The following is a 15,325-nucleotide window of genomic DNA, read 5'->3' on the forward strand; positions in this document are numbered from 1 at the left end:
CCCTAATCGTAGTATTTATTGGGGCACGGCCACGCCCTGCGTGACCGGCACAGTCACCTTCACTTGCCTGGCTGTGGCTCCCTACCACCAGGTAGAACCGGGCCTGCGGCCCATGCAGCGTCGGCGCGCATATTCAAAAACCAGCTGGCGGCACCAATGACACCTAGCTGGCCGTGATCCACCACATGGATCGGAATTTTGTGGAGTAACGGGCGCATCACACCCTTGTCCAGAAAGCGATCGACCAGATCGCTCGCGCGCATGAAAGCGGTGATTTGCGAGAGAAAGCCGCCGGCCAGGTAAACGCCACCGGTCGCTCCATACAACAAAGCAAGATCGGCGGCGAAAGATCCCAGCCAGCCGCAGAACAACGACAGCGCTTCATGCGACAGCGATTGCGTATCGGCCAGAGCCTCGGCGGAAATCTCTGCCGGCGTCTTGAGCGCGGGATAGCGATCGCGCACGGCACACAAGGCAACGTAGAGGCGGTAGAGACCCGGTCCGCAAAGCACCGCTTCGTACGGCACATGACTATCACCCCAGTCGAGATGTGCCAGCACCTGCTGCTCCAGCCCGGTGCGCGCGGCCAGCTGGATCTGGCCAGCCTCGGTAGCCAGCACCCGCGATGGCTGACCGGGAAGTCGCACAGCCGCGCCGAGCCCCGTACCAGGCCCGATGATCACCACCGGACCCTGCGCCAAAGAATGAGACTGCATCGGCTTCAGGGTGGTCGTGTTGCCTTCGTTGAGATGCGCCGTGGCGTAGGCGAGCGCCTCGAAATCGTTGAGCAGGCTGACCTCATCCATCTGCAGGGCGGCCGCCATTTGGGCGGGCATGATCGGCCAGGCCAGATTTTTGTTGACCACCATGCCGGCATGCTCATAGCCGGCGCACGCCAGCACCATGTCGCGAGGCCGCACGCCAGCCTCATCGCAAAAGCATCGGACAATATCTTCGAGATGCGGGTGATCGGCGCAGCGGTACGTGCGGTAATCCAGCAACTCGGGCACCTCTCCGCCCGCCTTGCGCGCTACCAGCGCAACCCGGGCATGCGTACCGCCGACATCAGCCGCGAGGAAGGTATGCAATCCCGCGTCCTCACCGGGCTGCGCAGCCAAGTTCTGCCATGACTGCCGCAGGGACGGCTCAAACGGGCCAGCCGCATGCATTACCGACACCTTGCCCGCCATGACTCGCTCTGCCGCCAACTCAGCCAGAGCCGCCCCACGTTGATGTCTTGTCGAGCCCCGCGTATCCACTCGCCACCCCCACGAATGCCCGTCTTGCCTTGACTGACTTTGCCGACCGATCAAGGAGCGCTGAAGCGACCTTTGTTCATCAGCAAACTTGATGTTTATATGTAACCGCGGTGTAACTTAGACCTTCTCCAGCCGTATCGCAAGAAAAAGTTGACGGCCGTTTCTTAAAACTTACGATTACATATGAACTTAAAGTTTATCTGTACACATACAAGGCAATTGCGCCATCATGCGCGAAAAGCTTGATGACCGGCCGCTCGGATGACGGCGGCACAGTTCGGGGAACGACTCATGGCAGTATCCGATGCGGCATCCAATGCAGGCGCAACCACGATGGGCGCGGCAAAGATCGAGATCTCCCGGCTCTCCTTTGGCGGCGCACCGGTCGGCAATCTCTACGCGTCGGTAGACGAAGACACCGCGATCGCTGCGATTGCGCAGGCCCACCAGCAAGGCATCCGGCACTTCGATACCGCTCCCTACTACGGCTACGGCTTGAGCGAACAGCGGCTGGGCACGGTGCTGGCGACGCTCGATCGTGACAGCTACACGTTGTCCACCAAGGTAGGACGCCTCATCGAGAACCATGCTGGCCGTGTCGACCGTGCCGACGGATTCGCGGTCGACCATCGCGGCGCCCGCTTCGACTACAGCCGTGATGGCGTACTGCGATCGATCGAGGCCAGCCTGGCACGCCTGGGAACCGATCACGTCGAGCTGCTCCTGCTGCACGACGTCGGCGCGCTGACCCACGGCGCGCGACATCGTGAGATCTTGCAACAGGCGCTGGACGAAGCCTTGCCCGCGATGGCGGAGCTACGCAGCCAGGGCGTTTGTCACGCGATTGGCCTCGGCGTCAACGAGGAAGCGGTTTGTCTTGACGTGATGCGGCACTTTCCGCTCGACGCGATCATGCTTGCCGGGCGTTACACCTTGTTTGAACAGCAGGACAGTCGCGCCGTGATGGCCGAGGCCCGCGCGCGAGGCGTGACGATCCTGGCTGCGGGCCCCTACAACTCCGGCCTGCTGGGCGGCACGGATGGCCCAGGCCAGTTCTACAACTACCGTCCCGCCGAGCAGGAAACACTCCTCCGGGCACGGCGCTTCTATGAAATTTGCGCGGATGTCGGAGTGGATGTCGGTGCGGTGGCCCTGCAGTTCCCGCTAGCCCATACGGCGGTGGCGAGCGTGGTCTGCGGCCTGCGTTCACCCGCCGAGGTAGACAGCGCAGTCGATCGCATGGGTACGCACCTGCCGGCGGCGATCTGGCCGGCGTTGCGCGAGGCCGGGCTGCTCTGCGCCGATGTGCCTACGCCATGACGATGGTCGACGCACATCAGCATTACTGGCGGCCTGACCGCGGCGATTATGGCTGGTTGGCGCAAGCACCGGCGTCACTGCGGCGCAACTTTCTGCCTGACGATCTGCGAGCGCAGCGCCTGGCCGCCGGCGTCTACTACAGCGTGCTGGTACAGGCAGCGCCGAGTGAGCATGAAACGCGCTACCTGTTTGAGTTGGCCCGCACCGACCCCAGCGTGCTGGGCGTGGTCGGCTGGGTCGACATGGCGGCGGATGACGCCTGCTCGCGCATCGAGAACCTGATGCGAGACGGCGCCGGCCTGCTGCGCGGCATACGCCCGATGGCGCAGGACATTGCCGACCCGCAATGGTTGGCCAGGCCAGTCCTCGATCGTGCCTTTGACTGCCTGCAGGCGCACTGCCTCACCTTCGATGCGCTGGTCACCACTACCCAGTTGCCAGCGCTGCACCAGCGCCTGCGACGCCAGCGCAGTCTGCGCGCCGTACTCGATCATGCGGCAAAGCCGCCGATCGTCGATGGCGACCATGCGCAATGGTTCAGCTGGATCGACGAGCTGGCGCAGCTGCCCGAATTGCACTGCAAGCTCTCCGGCCTGCTCACCCTGCTCGATGCCGGCACCAGTGAAACCGTGATCGAACCCTACGTCGAACGACTCTTCGAAAGCTTCGGCGCGGGGCGGCTGCTGTGGGGTAGCGACTGGCCGGTATTGACCACTCACGCCGATTACGACCACTGGCTTCGGCTGGCCCTGAGCCTGACCACGCAATTCGCACCAGGCCGGCAGGCCGAGGTGTTCAGCGCCAACGCCATCCGCTTCTACGGACTGGACGTGGCGCCCGCCCTTTCTTGTGCCCCGGAGACCCAACCATGACCACCGTGCATCGTATGCCTACGTTTTCATCGCCGTGCCGAGCGCGCGCATGAAAGGCCGGCTACACGGCAAAACCGCACTGATCACCGCAGCCGGTGCCGGCATCGGCCGCGCCACCGCGCTGGCATTCGCCGCCGCCGGCGCGCGCGTGCTGGCGACGGATATCGATCCGTCGGCGCTGGCAAGTCTTGCTAACGAGCACCCGGCTATCGCCACCGCACCGCTCGACGTAACCGACACCGCCGCCATCACGGCGCTGGTCGACGGTGCGGGCGCGCTGGACGTGCTGTTCAACTGCGCGGGGTACGTCCATGCCGGCACCATCCTCGACACCGACGAGGCCAGTTGGCAGCGCTCCTTCGCAATCAACGTCGACAGCATGTTCCGACTGTGCCGGGCTGTACTGCCGGGAATGCTCGAACGCGGCGGCGGCAGCATCGTCAACATGTCCTCGGTGGCATCAAGCATCAAGGGCGTGCCCAACCGCTTCGCCTATGGCGCGAGCAAGGCTGCGGTCATCGGTCTGACCCGCTCCATCGCTGCCGACTTCGTCGCCCGTGGCGTGCGCTGCAACGCGATCTGCCCCGGCACGGTCAGGAGCCCGTCGCTGGAACAGCGCGTACGCGCAATGGGCGGCGACGAGGCGGCGGTCTGGCGCAGCTTCACCGAACGTCAGCCGATGGGTCGGCTTGGCGATCCCCATGAAATCGCGGCGCTTGCGCTGTATCTGGCCTCCGACGAGTCCTCTTTCACCACCGGCACCGTCCATGTCGTGGACGGCGGCTGGTCGAACTGACGGAACCCTTAAGCTTATGAAACTACTGCGCTACGGCAACCCCGGCCAGGAACGGCCTGGCATGCTCGACGCCGACGGCCGCCTGCGCGACCTGTCGGCATTCGTCGCCGACATCGACGAGCAGGCCCTCAGCCGCCACGGCTTGAGCCAACTTGCCGCGCTCGACCCTGGCAGTCTACCGATCGTTGCCGATTCAGATTCAGTGCGTCTCGGCGCGCCCGTGGCTCGGGTCAGCAAGATCATCTGCGTCGGCATGAACTACGCCGATCACGCAGCCGAAACCAACGCACCGGTGCCCGAGCAGCCGGTGCTCTTCATGAAAGCAACCACCTCCATCGTGGGCGCCAATGACGACGTGATGATTCCGCGCGGCTCGGTGAAAACCGACTGGGAAGTAGAACTCGGCATCGTCATCGGCGAGGTGACGCGCGACGTGTCCAAAGCCGAGGCCTTGAACCATGTTGCCGGCTACCTGGTGGTCAACGACGTGTCCGAGCGGGCGTTTCAGCTCGAGCACGGCGGCCAGTGGGACAAAGGCAAGGGCTGCGATACTTTCGGCCCGCTCGGCCCTTGGCTGGTAACGAAGGACGAGGTGCCCGACCCGCAGAATCTCGACCTCTGGCTGGAGGTCAACGGCCATCGCTACCAGCGCGGCAACACCCGCACCATGGTGTTCGGCGCCGCCCATCTGGTGAGCTATATCAGCCGCTACATGACCTTGCTGCCCGGTGACGTCATCAGCTCGGGTACGCCTGCCGGCGTCGGGCTGGGTCTGCATCCGCCAACTTACCTCAAACCTGGCGACGTGATGGAACTGGGCATCGCGGGGCTGGGGCGGCAGCGCCAGCGTGTCGTGGCCCATCCCGCCGATGCGCGCTGAACGCTCTTCCCCTACTGATCAGTTTATGCGGCACGATGGAGGCCGAATCGCCATGGCGAAAATTACAGTGCTGGAGACGCACGATATTCGTTTCCCGACTTCCCGTGCATTGGACGGATCGGATGCGATGAACCCGGATCCCGACTACTCCGCGGCCTACGTCGTGCTGCGCACGGACGACGACAGCGAACTCAGCGGCCACGGTCTGGTCTTCACCATCGGGCGCGGCAACGACGTGCAGACCTCGGCATTGGCGGCGCTGCGCCACCTGGTCGTGGGGTTGTCTGTGGATGAGGTGGTCAGCGACCTGGGCGCATTCGCGCGGCGGCTTACCAGCGACTCCCAGCTGCGCTGGCTGGGGCCGGAAAAAGGCGTGATGCACATGGCCATCGGCGCCGTGATCAACGCCGCCTGGGACCTGGCGGCACGCAAGGCCGGCAAGCCCCTGTGGCGCTTCATCGCCGACATGACGCCGGAGCAGTTGGTATCGCAGATCGACTTTCGCTACATCAGCGACGCGCTCTCGCCCGCCGAGGCACTGGCCATGCTCAGGGCCGCCGAGCCGCACAAGCCCGCACGCATCAGGCAACTGCTGACTGAAGGCTACCCGGCCTATACCACCTCACCCGGCTGGCTCGGCTACTCTGACGAGAAGCTGCAGCGGCTGGCCCGCGAGGCCGTCGCCGAAGGGTTTCGCACGATCAAATTGAAGGTGGGCTCCAACCTCGACGACGACATCCGTCGCTGCCGTCTGGCGCGCGCCGCGGTCGGCCCGGATGTCGCCATCGCCATCGATGCCAATCAGCGCTGGGACATTCCGGCGGCGATCGAGTGGCTGCGCCGATTGAAGGAATTTGACATCGCCTGGATCGAGGAACCGACCAGCCCGGACGATATCCTGGGACACGCCGCGATTCGGCAGAACATCGTGCCGATGCCGGTCTCCACCGGCGAACACACGCACAATCGGGTGATGTTCAAGCAGCTGTTCCAGGCGCAGGCAGTGGACCTGGTACAGATTGACGCCGCGCGCGTGGGCGGCGTCAATGAAAACCTGGCGATTCTTCTGCTTGCCGCCAAATACGGCATACGGGTCTTCCCGCATGCCGGTGGCGTCGGTCTGTGCGAGCTGGTACAGCATCTGGCAATGGCCGATTTCATTGCCATCACCGGTAAAAAGGAGGATCGCGCCATCGAATTCGTCGATCACCTGCACGAGCACTTCATCGATCCGGTGACGATTCGGGACGGTCGCTATATGGCGCCGGTCACGCCCGGCTTCTCGGCACAGATGCATGCCACCTCGATGGCCGCGCATGCTTTCCCCGAGGGGCGGGTATGGCGCGATCTCTCGTTGGTTGCCAACGCCTGACCGTATGCGCGAGCCCATCACCAACATCATGGATCTGCGCGAACTCGCTCGCCAGCGCGTGCCGCGCGCGTTTTTCGAGTACGCCGATCGCGGCTCATACGAGGAAACCACGCTGCGCGAAAATCGCGCCGCTTTCGGTCGCCTGCAACTGCGCCAGCGGGTGATGGAGAACGTCGATGAACGTTCCCTGGCCACCGAGATCGTTGGCCAGTCCGTAAGCATGCCGCTGGCGATCGCACCGACCGGCCTGACCGGGCTGCAGCACGGCAGTGGCGAAATTCACGGCGCACGCGCTGCCGTGAAAGCGGGCATCCCGTTCTGCCTGAGCACGATGTCCATCTGTTCGATCGAGCAGGTGCACGCGGCCACCGATTCACCCTTCTGGTTTCAGATCTACGTGATGCGCGATCGCGGTTTCACTCGCGAACTGATTCAGCGCGCTGTCGCCGCCAAATGTTCCGCGCTGATGCTCACCGCCGACCTGACGGTCCAGGGCCAGCGGCATCGCGAGATCAAGAACGGGCTCTCGGTGCCACCAAAGATCACCCTGCGCAATCTGTTCGATATCGCCAGCAAGCCGCGATGGGCGTGGGACGTCTTGCGCGCGCCGAGCCGCTCATTCGGCAATCTCGAGGGACGCATCGGCGGCGCTGACAGCCTCACCACGCTGGCACAGTGGATCGCCAGCCAGTTCGATCCGACTCTGAGCTGGCACGATCTTGGCTGGATCCGTGAGCTATGGCCGGGCAAGCTGATCATCAAGGGAATCATGGATGCCGGCGACGCACGCCTCGCTGCCGAGCACGGCGTGGATGCGATCGTGGTGTCGAACCACGGCGGTCGCCAGCTCGACGGCGCGCCGGCCACCATCGATGTACTCGCAGACATCGTCGATGCCGTCGCGGGCTCCACCGAGGTGCTTTTCGACAGCGGCATCACCAGCGGACAGGACTTGCTGAAAGCGCTCGCACTCGGCGCGCGGGCGGGACTGATCGGCAAGGCATTCCTGTATGGCTTGGGCGCTGGCGGCGAAGCCGGCGTGACTCAGGCGATCGAGATCATCCGCCGCGAACTCAGCGTCAGCATGGCTCTCACCGGGCAGCGCGACGCACGCCACATCGATCCAGCGGTGATCTGGCGCCGCTGAGATCCCTTTACGGTCTGTGCCTAGCCCGCGCCGGTTCAGTCGCCACACTGCCGCAGGCTGAAGATGCGTGCCATAGGCACCCACTTCTGACCCGCCGATGCCCACGGCAGCGCCTGCTGGAAGTGCTCCATCATCTGCTCCCAGGCATGCACGCGGGGATCGGCGGCATCGGCGGCGGCCTTGGCAACGGGGTCGAATGCCGGACCCACCTCCATCGCCATGACCAGCCGATTGCCGGTGCGGAAGATTTCCATGTCGTCAATACCCGCGGCGCGGATCGAGGCGACGATCTCCGGCCATATGCGGTCGGGCTGGTGCCACTGCTCGTACTCGCGGATGGCCGCTTCGTCGTCGCGCAAATCCAGCGCGAAATACAGCCTCATGCGCGATCCACCTGGCGGCCGTGGCGGATGGCAAACAGCAGGATCAGCACGAAACAAATGCCTGGTACCAGCATGGCGTGAGCGATACCGGCCAGATCGGAGGCCGCGCCCATCGCAGCCGTCAGCACGGCGCCACCGATGATGGCCATCACCAGCACCGAGGCGCCGAACTTGCGCTCGTTGTCGTTGCGCCCCTCCACACCCATGGCGAAGATGGTGGGATACATCACCGACATGAAGAAGCTGCAGGCAACCAGGGCATACACCCCGACCGCGCCAGGCAGGCATACCGCGATGCCGGTCAGTGCAATGTTGATCAGTGCAAATGCCGCCAGCAACCGCGCGGGCCGGACGTATTTCATCAGCGCGGCGCCGGCAAACCGACCGACCATGAAACACACCAGGGAGGCGGTGAGAAAGTTGGCCGCAAGGCGTGCCGTGGTCCCCGGCATGGTCGCCTGGACATAACGAATGAGGTAACTCCACACACTCACCTGGGCACCCACGTAAAAGAACTGCGCGGCGACAGCGGCCATGAAACGGCCGTCGCCCAGCAAGCGCACCGGCACGCCAGCGTGCGCGTCATCGTCAACTGCTGGCGGGCGTGCGTTGGGGAATCGGGTGACCGCGATCAGCGCCGCCCAACCGATAACCACCAGACCAATGATCAGATAAGGCCACTGCACCGCGGCGGCCTCGGAGACCGCGTAGGCATGGTGTTCGGCAGCAGACATTGTGGCGAGCTGCGCCGGCGTGTGTTCTGTGCCGGAGAAGATGAAGAACTGACCGATCAGCACGCCAGTGATGGAACCCAGCGGATTGAACGCCTGCGCGAGATTGAGCCGGGCAGTCGCCGACTCGGCAGGGCCCAACAAGGTTACGAGTGGGTTGGCCGACGTCTCCAGAAACGCCAGTCCAGCGGCAATCACGAACAGCGCCAGCAGGAAGTTGTTGTAATTGGCCGAGGCCGCAGCAGGCCAAAACAGCAGCGCACCGATGCCGTAGAGCAGCAGACCGAACACAATCGCGCCCTTGTAGCCGAATCGACGCATGAACAAACCGGCCGGTACAGCCACCAGGAAATAACCCAGATAGAAGGCGCTCTGCACCAGCCCGGCCTGCAGATCGGAGAGGGTGAAGGCCGCCTTGAAATGGGCAACGAGGACGTCGTTGAGGTTGTTCGCCACCCCCCACAGGAAGAACAAGCTGACGACCAGGGCCAGCGCCAAGCCACCGGTCGCAGCCTTCCGGACGGCCGACGCCGACCCCATCGTTTCACTCGCCTGCGGCATGCCTTGCTCCAGATAATAAACAGGCTGTCATGCTAAGAATGACAGCCAGGGCTCTTCTGTGCATATATGAAACAAATATTCACCGGCATGACAAGATGCAGCGCAGCATACGTTCACCGCTCAGCGCACATCTGCGTAAACTGATCGGGTTTTTCACTCAATCCTCGGCTCGAATTGTCCCTTCTTCACCTCACACCAGCGACGACCATGCCCAAGGCTCCGCCCAAATATCGCGCTCCCGCCCTGGACAAGGGCCTGGACATCATCGAGCTGCTCGCCAGTGCCCATGCACCACTGAGCATTGCGGACATTTCCGACGGCGTGGGGCGATCCAGAGGCGAAATATTCCGCATGCTGCAGGTGCTGGAAGAACGCGATTACATCAGCCGAGGCGACGGCGACTCGGGCTACTCGATCACGCCGCGGCTGTTTCGATTAGGCATGGAACAGCCACCGGTCAAAAGTGCCGTGGAGACGGCGCTGCCGATCATGCATCGACTGGCCGATCAGATCGACCAGTCGTGCCACCTGGTGGTGCCATCGGGCGACCAGATCGTGGTAATCGCCCGCGTCGACCCACCTGGCGACGTGGGCCTGGTAGTGCGCATCGGGCACCGCAGACCGATGGCCCAGTCAGCCTCCGGCCATGTGCTGCTGAGCTGGCAGAGTGACCCTATCCGCGAGCATTGGCTGGGCATCATCGCCGAGAGCGAGCCGAACCTTGATCGCAAGAAGCTCCTGAAGTCCATCCTGCTGATACGCGCGCAGGGATACGCCAGTCACGCGAGCCGCGAAGTGGACGGGGTAACCGATCTGTCCGCGCCCATCATGGAACACGACCGCGCAGTGTGTGCGTTGACCGTGCCATTCATCGAACGCCGTACCGCCTCCAAGACGATCGACTTCACGCTGAAGTACCTGCAGCAGGCCACGACGGATATCTCGCATGCCCTGCTGTATGGGTCCGATGCCAAGTAGCGGCTGATCGCCCGCTCTCTCACGGGAGGGTTCCAGGCCATTTTCGCGGACCTTTGCAAGAAGGCCGATGATCGGCGGAGGCCGGCGCGCGGTAGCGATGTTGTCGATCAATCCGGCCAATCGCAAAGTGGTTTCCTTGCCGCGTTCCGAACGGACAGCGTTCACGCGTCGTCGTTATGATGAGCGTCGGCTTTCTCGAGGGAGTCCACCCGATGTTTTCAGCGCAGCGCACCATCCTTGGCCTTGCCATCGCCGGTTTCGTCGGCGTATCCGGCATCAGCCCCGCTCATGCCGCCGATGGCAGCGAGCTCACCCTTTATCGCAGCGACGACGCATCGCTGTATGCTAGCAGCGGCGACGGCAATATCGACGGGGGCTATGCCGTTGTGCAAGAGCAGCGTGCGCTGATGCTCACGGCCGGCACCCACGATGTGGTGATTGGCGATCTGCCGACCTCGCTGGATGCCGAAGCCCTGGCCTTGGGCTTTCCAGGCGGTGATGCCAAGGTGCTCTCGCAACGCCTGCTGTTGGCGCAGGGACAGAGCGCGGCATTGACCGGGCTTACAGGTCACACGGTTGAGGTGCTTGGCAGCAGCGGCCAGCCGCTGGCCAGCGGCACCCTGCTGCGCGCCGGTGACGGCCTGCTGATCCGCGATAGCGCCGGCAACACGACCTTGATCACCAGCTATGCCGGCGTGCGCACCACCGGCACGGACTTTCCCAGCGGATCGAGCCTGAGTCTGCGCATAGACGCATCGCGCTCGGGGTCTGCCAACGCCGTACTCAGCTATCCCACGTCCGGCCTCGGTTGGCGTGCGGCCTATGTGGCTACATTGCAACCGGGCAACACATGCCGCATGCAGTTCGAATCACATGCCAGCATCGCCAACCGCAGCGGCCGTGACTGGAAAGACAGCAAGCTCACCCTGATCGCCGGCGAACCGAATTTCGCCAAAGCATCCGCACCGCGACCGATGATGATGAAAGCCGCCCGCGTCATGGCCAGTGCTGAGGCGATGCCGGAGCAATCCACCCTGGCCGACTACAGGAGCTATACCCTGCCTGGCGCCGTCGACCTGCCCGATGGCAGCGTGAGCCAGGTACCGCTGTACGCCACGCGCACGATGGATTGCGAGCGTACCGCGCTGTTCGAAAGCGGCAACAGCTACCAACCACCGCAGCCAGTACTTAACGAGGATCTGAATCAAGACAGCGGCAATGCCATCATCAGCACGTTGAAGCTGCGCGCTTTCGACAGCCTGCCCGCCGGCTACCTGCGCGTGCTGACGGCGGACAAGAACGGTACACCGCAATTCATCGGCGAAGGGCGCATCAACGACACGCCCAAAGGCAGCGATGCCAGCATCACGCTGGGCACCGCGTTCGACTTGCGCGCCGAGCGCACGCGAACGCATTTCAGCGTCGACAAAGCAGGCCGAACACTGGACGAGGCATTCCGCATTGTCGTGAGCAACGCCGGCGACAGCCCCCGCACCGTGACCGTGCGCGAGCATCCCAACCGCTGGCGTCAGTGGACGCTTGCTTCGTCGAGCATCAAACCCAGCCAGCAGACCACCGACACGCTGGAGTTCAAACTGGAAGTGCCGGCCAATGGCAAGGCCACCCTGGACTATGCCGTGCATTACTCCTGGACGGCGAATGATCAGCCACAATAGGCAATCACCTTAGGAGTTGGCCATGCTCAACCTGATCTCTCACGACGCCACGGCAGGCGGCATCATCAGCGAAATCCAGATGGCCCGGCCGCCGGTCAATGCGCTGAATCTGGACATGCTGCGCGCGCTGCATGCAGCCATTGATGAGAGCATTGCCAAAGGCGCACGCGGTATCGTGCTGTCGGGTGCACCGGGAATGTTTTCCGCCGGCGCCGACGTGCCTTCACTGCTTGGTATTGACCGTGCCGGCGTGCATGAATTCTGGCGGGAATTCTTTGCGGTCTGCGCCGCGCTGGCGCGCTCACCGGTACCGGTCGCGGCATCCATCACCGGACACAGTCCGGCGGGCGGCGCAGTACTTTCCCTGTTCTGCGATTACCGGGTGATGGCGGAAGGCCCGTTCAAGATCGGCCTCAACGAAGTGCGCGTGGGCTTGCCCGTGCCCGAAAACATCCAGATGGCGCTGCGCCGTGTCGTCGGCGCCTACCGGGCAGAGCGGCTGCTGGTTTCCGGGGCGATGATCGATGCTGCCGAGGCGCTAGCCTGCGGCTTTGTCGACGAAACGACCGGCGTCGACCAGGTCACTGTGCGTGCGCTCCACTGGTTGAACGAACTGCTCGCCCTGCCATCCGAGGCGATGCTCGCCACTCGCGCTATCGCCCGTGCCGATCTTCTCACGACCTATGCCAACCCTGATGCACTGCCGCTGGACGGTTTTGTCGAAGGCTTCTTCCGTCCACAAACACAGGCCGTACTGCAGCAGTTGGTGGCACGACTGAAGAGCAAAAGCTGAGGCGAAGTTACCCGCTCAACCTTTCGCCACTGGCCGGGCTGGATCACTGATCCAGCCGCTCCACGATGGCGCATAGAGCCGCGAGCCATGCAGACCGGCATGCTCCATTGCCAGCAGGTTGTGACAGGCAGTCACGCCCGAACCGCACATGTGCACGACGTTCAACGGGTCGGTCGACGAGCCCAGTACGGCGACAAATTCATCGCGCAGCTGGGCCGCCGATTTGAATCGGCCGTCGCTGTCCAGGTTGTCGCCAAACGGGCGGTTCAACGCACCGGGCACATGACCACCGACGCGATCCAGCGGCTCGACATCACCACGGTAACGCGGCGCGGCGCGGGCATCGAGCAATGCGCCCTTGGCGACCGCATCGGGCAACCGCGTGTGATCCAGCAACAAGCTCGCGTCGAACCGCAGCGATACCTCGCTGGCAGTTCGTGCCGCGGCTTCGCCTTTTTCGATCGGCAAACCGGCGGCCTGCCAGGCGGCATAGCCACCATCGAGCACAGAGACGTTTTTTTCACCGACCAGACGCAGCAACCACCACAGCCGGGCAGCAGCCAGCGCACCACCGGCCACGTCGTAACTGACAACCTGCATGCCAGGCTGCCAACCCCAGCGCGAAAGTACCTGGCTTAGCGCGGATTCCAGCGGCAGTGGATGCCGCCCCAGACCCTCGACCTGACGCGAAAGATCGGACAGATCGCGATCGAGGCTGGCGTAAACGGCGCCAGGGATATGGCCGTCCAGATATTCACGCTCACCCTTGGCGGGATCGGCAAGATCGAAGCGGCAATCGACGATAAGTACACCGTGCGGCGCAAGCCTCGAAAGACTCTCGGCATCGATCAGCGTAGTCCGCAGGCTCATGCGTGTGCCATACCCATTCGCTGCAGCAGGTTAAGCAACATGGATGCGGTGGCACCCCAGATGCGATGGCCGCCGTACACAAACTCGACCATCGGACGTCGATGGCCACGAAACTCCATCGTATAACGGCGCAGGTTGGATGGCTCCAGCAGGAAGGCGAGCGGCACCTCGAATACTTCGGCCACTTCATCCGGTGCCGGATGCAGTTGCGCGTCGGCCGCAATGCGCGCCACCACTGGCGTGATGACATAGCCACTGATCGTCTCGAAACAATCGAGATAACCCAATGGGGTGACCAAGGCACGGGCAAGACCGATCTCTTCCTCGCTTTCACGCAATGCAGTGATGATGGCGCTGCCATCTTCCGGATCACTGCGACCACCTGGAAACGCTACCTGGCCGGCGTGCGATTGCAGATGATCGGTACGCACCGTCAGCACGAGCCGGGGCTGCACACCTTCGCGAAACCCGACCAAAACGGCAGCTGGCTGGCGTATCGTCGTACCGAGCAACGCGGTCATGTCGTCGTGATTCCAACCCGGCGCGGTCGGCGGCAAGGACAGCGGATGCAGCGCGGCCAGCAGAGGCGTCAGGGCATCATCTTTCATCGCCGTTGTCTGCCGCGTGGGAAGAACATCGCGCATGTAGAACAGTCGCTCGCTGTCGCTCATGTGAGCCCAGCGACCGATTTCCTCACCCGTTCGCTGGCAGCCAACGCACAGACCACGACCATCCAGTCGGCAGACGCCGATGCAAGGAGTAAGCGGGGCTGCCGAGACGAGTTTGTAGGCGTTGGACATCGCCTTCATGCTACCACCAGCGGCGCTGTTCATCAGCTCACAACATAGCCATGGTGACCCGAATCAGGGCGTATCCGACTGCGGCTTGATGTCGAGTAGCTGGATCTCGAATACCAGTGCCTCGTTCGGGCCGATGCGCGGTAGCGCACCGGTTTCGCCGTAGGCCAGCTGCGGTGGAATAACCACCTTCCAGCGGTCGCCGACGTGCATGCGCGGAAGCACGTCCTGCCAGCCACGGATCATCTTGTCGACCGTAATGGTCGCCGGCGCACCGTGCGCCCAGGTGCTGTCGAACTCGGTGCCGTCGATCAGCATGCCAAGGTAATTCACCACCACGGTGCTGGTTACCCCGGGACTGACCGTGCCTGCGCCTTTCTTGATGACCGAATACTGGATGCCCGATGGCAGCTGCACCACGCCGCGCTGCTGGGCGTTTGCCGTCATGAAGCCACTGCTCTTGCGCGCGTTGTCCTCGGCGATATGTTTGTATTCGGTCAGTGCGTTCGCATGCATCTGCTGGGCGAGCAACTGCAACTGTTCATGCATCTGCTGCATCGGAACCGCTGGATGCCGCTTGGCGTAGGCATCCTGAATCGCGCGCTGCAGCGTGGGAATATCCACATCCGGTTTGCCGTCAGCGAACTGGTCGCCGATCTGGTAGCCGATGGCATAGGAGAGCTTGGCCTTGTCGAGTTTTGCTGATGCGGGCAGAGCATCGGGTGGGCGTCCTTGCGCGTACACCAAGCCGCTGAGCAGAAACAAGCCCAGCATGATCCAGCGCCAATGTGTTGTGCATTTTTCCATCGAGCCCTTCTCTGTCGTCACGGCCAGCCTGATCATCACAGCCAGCCTGGATGCGACATCGTAAGCGGTTCGCGGCAATCGTG

15 protein-coding genes are annotated in these 15,325 nt (G+C 63.3%); 9 read left to right on the plus strand and 6 right to left on the minus strand.

What is annotated here, in order from left to right:
- Positions 1-59: 59 nt before the first annotated feature.
- Entirely contained in the window at positions 60-1,190 is a 1,131-nt protein-coding gene (locus HDE79_RS07245) for a glucokinase (protein WP_255488322.1), read from the minus strand.
- 360 nt (positions 1,191-1,550) lie between these two features.
- On the opposite strand from HDE79_RS07245, the gene HDE79_RS07250 reads away from it, so the two are divergent.
- Genes HDE79_RS07250 through HDE79_RS07275 form a run of 6 tightly spaced genes read left to right on the plus strand, consistent with a single transcriptional unit; the run spans position 1,551 to position 7,646 of the window.
- Complete coding sequence (locus tag HDE79_RS07250) at positions 1,551-2,579, plus strand: aldo/keto reductase (RefSeq protein ID WP_184601282.1); 1,029 nt, start codon at positions 1,551-1,553, stop codon at positions 2,577-2,579.
- The gene (locus tag HDE79_RS07255; RefSeq protein WP_184601283.1) at positions 2,576-3,451 is read left to right on the plus strand and encodes an amidohydrolase family protein; all 876 of its coding nucleotides are present in this window, start codon (positions 2,576-2,578) and stop codon (positions 3,449-3,451) included. The genes HDE79_RS07250 and HDE79_RS07255 overlap by 4 nt, the downstream gene beginning before the upstream one ends.
- A 49-nt stretch (positions 3,452-3,500) precedes the next feature.
- On the plus strand, positions 3,501-4,247 hold the full coding sequence (locus HDE79_RS07260; RefSeq protein WP_184601284.1) for an SDR family oxidoreductase: 747 nt from the start codon (positions 3,501-3,503) through the stop codon (positions 4,245-4,247).
- Positions 4,248-4,263: 16 nt separating this feature from the next.
- The gene (locus HDE79_RS07265) at positions 4,264-5,127 is read left to right on the plus strand and encodes a fumarylacetoacetate hydrolase family protein (RefSeq protein ID WP_184601285.1); all 864 of its coding nucleotides are present in this window, start codon (positions 4,264-4,266) and stop codon (positions 5,125-5,127) included.
- A 52-nt stretch (positions 5,128-5,179) separates the two neighbouring features.
- Entirely contained in the window at positions 5,180-6,499 is a 1,320-nt protein-coding gene (locus HDE79_RS07270; protein ID WP_184601620.1) for an L-fuconate dehydratase, read from the plus strand.
- Between the two features lie 4 nt (positions 6,500-6,503).
- Complete coding sequence (locus HDE79_RS07275) at positions 6,504-7,646, plus strand: alpha-hydroxy acid oxidase (protein WP_184601286.1); 1,143 nt, start codon at positions 6,504-6,506, stop codon at positions 7,644-7,646.
- A gap of 35 nt (positions 7,647-7,681) precedes the next feature.
- Here HDE79_RS07275 and HDE79_RS07280 read toward each other — a convergent pair whose 3' ends face one another.
- Both HDE79_RS07280 and fucP read right to left on the minus strand, forming a co-directional pair.
- Positions 7,682-8,029, minus strand: a complete 348-nt coding sequence (locus HDE79_RS07280) for an L-rhamnose mutarotase (RefSeq protein WP_184601287.1) — start codon at positions 8,027-8,029, stop codon at positions 7,682-7,684.
- Positions 8,026-9,300 carry an L-fucose:H+ symporter permease gene (gene fucP, locus HDE79_RS07285; protein ID WP_184601621.1) on the minus strand — a complete coding sequence of 425 codons (1,275 nt, stop codon included), beginning with the start codon at positions 9,298-9,300 and terminating at the stop codon, positions 8,026-8,028. Before fucP ends, HDE79_RS07280 begins: the two co-directional genes overlap by 4 nt.
- Positions 9,301-9,528: 228 nt before the next feature.
- On the opposite strand from fucP, the gene HDE79_RS07290 reads away from it, so the two are divergent.
- From HDE79_RS07290 to HDE79_RS07300, 3 genes are all read left to right on the plus strand, one after another.
- Positions 9,529-10,299, plus strand: a complete 771-nt coding sequence (locus HDE79_RS07290; RefSeq protein ID WP_184601288.1) for an IclR family transcriptional regulator — start codon at positions 9,529-9,531, stop codon at positions 10,297-10,299.
- 212 nt (positions 10,300-10,511) lie between these two features.
- Complete coding sequence (locus HDE79_RS07295) at positions 10,512-11,975, plus strand: DUF4139 domain-containing protein (RefSeq protein ID WP_184601289.1); 1,464 nt, start codon at positions 10,512-10,514, stop codon at positions 11,973-11,975.
- Positions 11,976-11,997: 22 nt separating this feature from the next.
- On the plus strand, positions 11,998-12,768 hold the full coding sequence (locus tag HDE79_RS07300) for an enoyl-CoA hydratase/isomerase family protein (protein WP_184601290.1): 771 nt from the start codon (positions 11,998-12,000) through the stop codon (positions 12,766-12,768).
- 15 nt (positions 12,769-12,783) lie between these two features.
- Here HDE79_RS07300 and HDE79_RS07305 read toward each other — a convergent pair whose 3' ends face one another.
- The 3 genes from HDE79_RS07305 to HDE79_RS07315 are packed head-to-tail and all read right to left on the minus strand — an operon-like array spanning position 12,784 to position 15,242.
- The gene (locus HDE79_RS07305; RefSeq protein ID WP_184601291.1) at positions 12,784-13,638 is read right to left on the minus strand and encodes a sulfurtransferase; all 855 of its coding nucleotides are present in this window, start codon (positions 13,636-13,638) and stop codon (positions 12,784-12,786) included.
- Positions 13,635-14,447, minus strand: a complete 813-nt coding sequence (locus HDE79_RS07310) for a CoA pyrophosphatase (RefSeq protein WP_184601622.1) — start codon at positions 14,445-14,447, stop codon at positions 13,635-13,637. Before HDE79_RS07310 ends, HDE79_RS07305 begins: the two co-directional genes overlap by 4 nt.
- A gap of 54 nt (positions 14,448-14,501) precedes the next feature.
- Positions 14,502-15,242, minus strand: coding sequence for an FKBP-type peptidyl-prolyl cis-trans isomerase (locus HDE79_RS07315; RefSeq protein ID WP_184601623.1), 741 nt, complete (start codon positions 15,240-15,242; stop codon positions 14,502-14,504).
- Between the last annotated feature and the right edge of the window lie 83 nt (positions 15,243-15,325).

The organism is Rhodanobacter sp. MP1X3, assembly GCF_014207165.1.
GTDB lineage: Bacteria > Pseudomonadota > Gammaproteobacteria > Xanthomonadales > Rhodanobacteraceae > Rhodanobacter.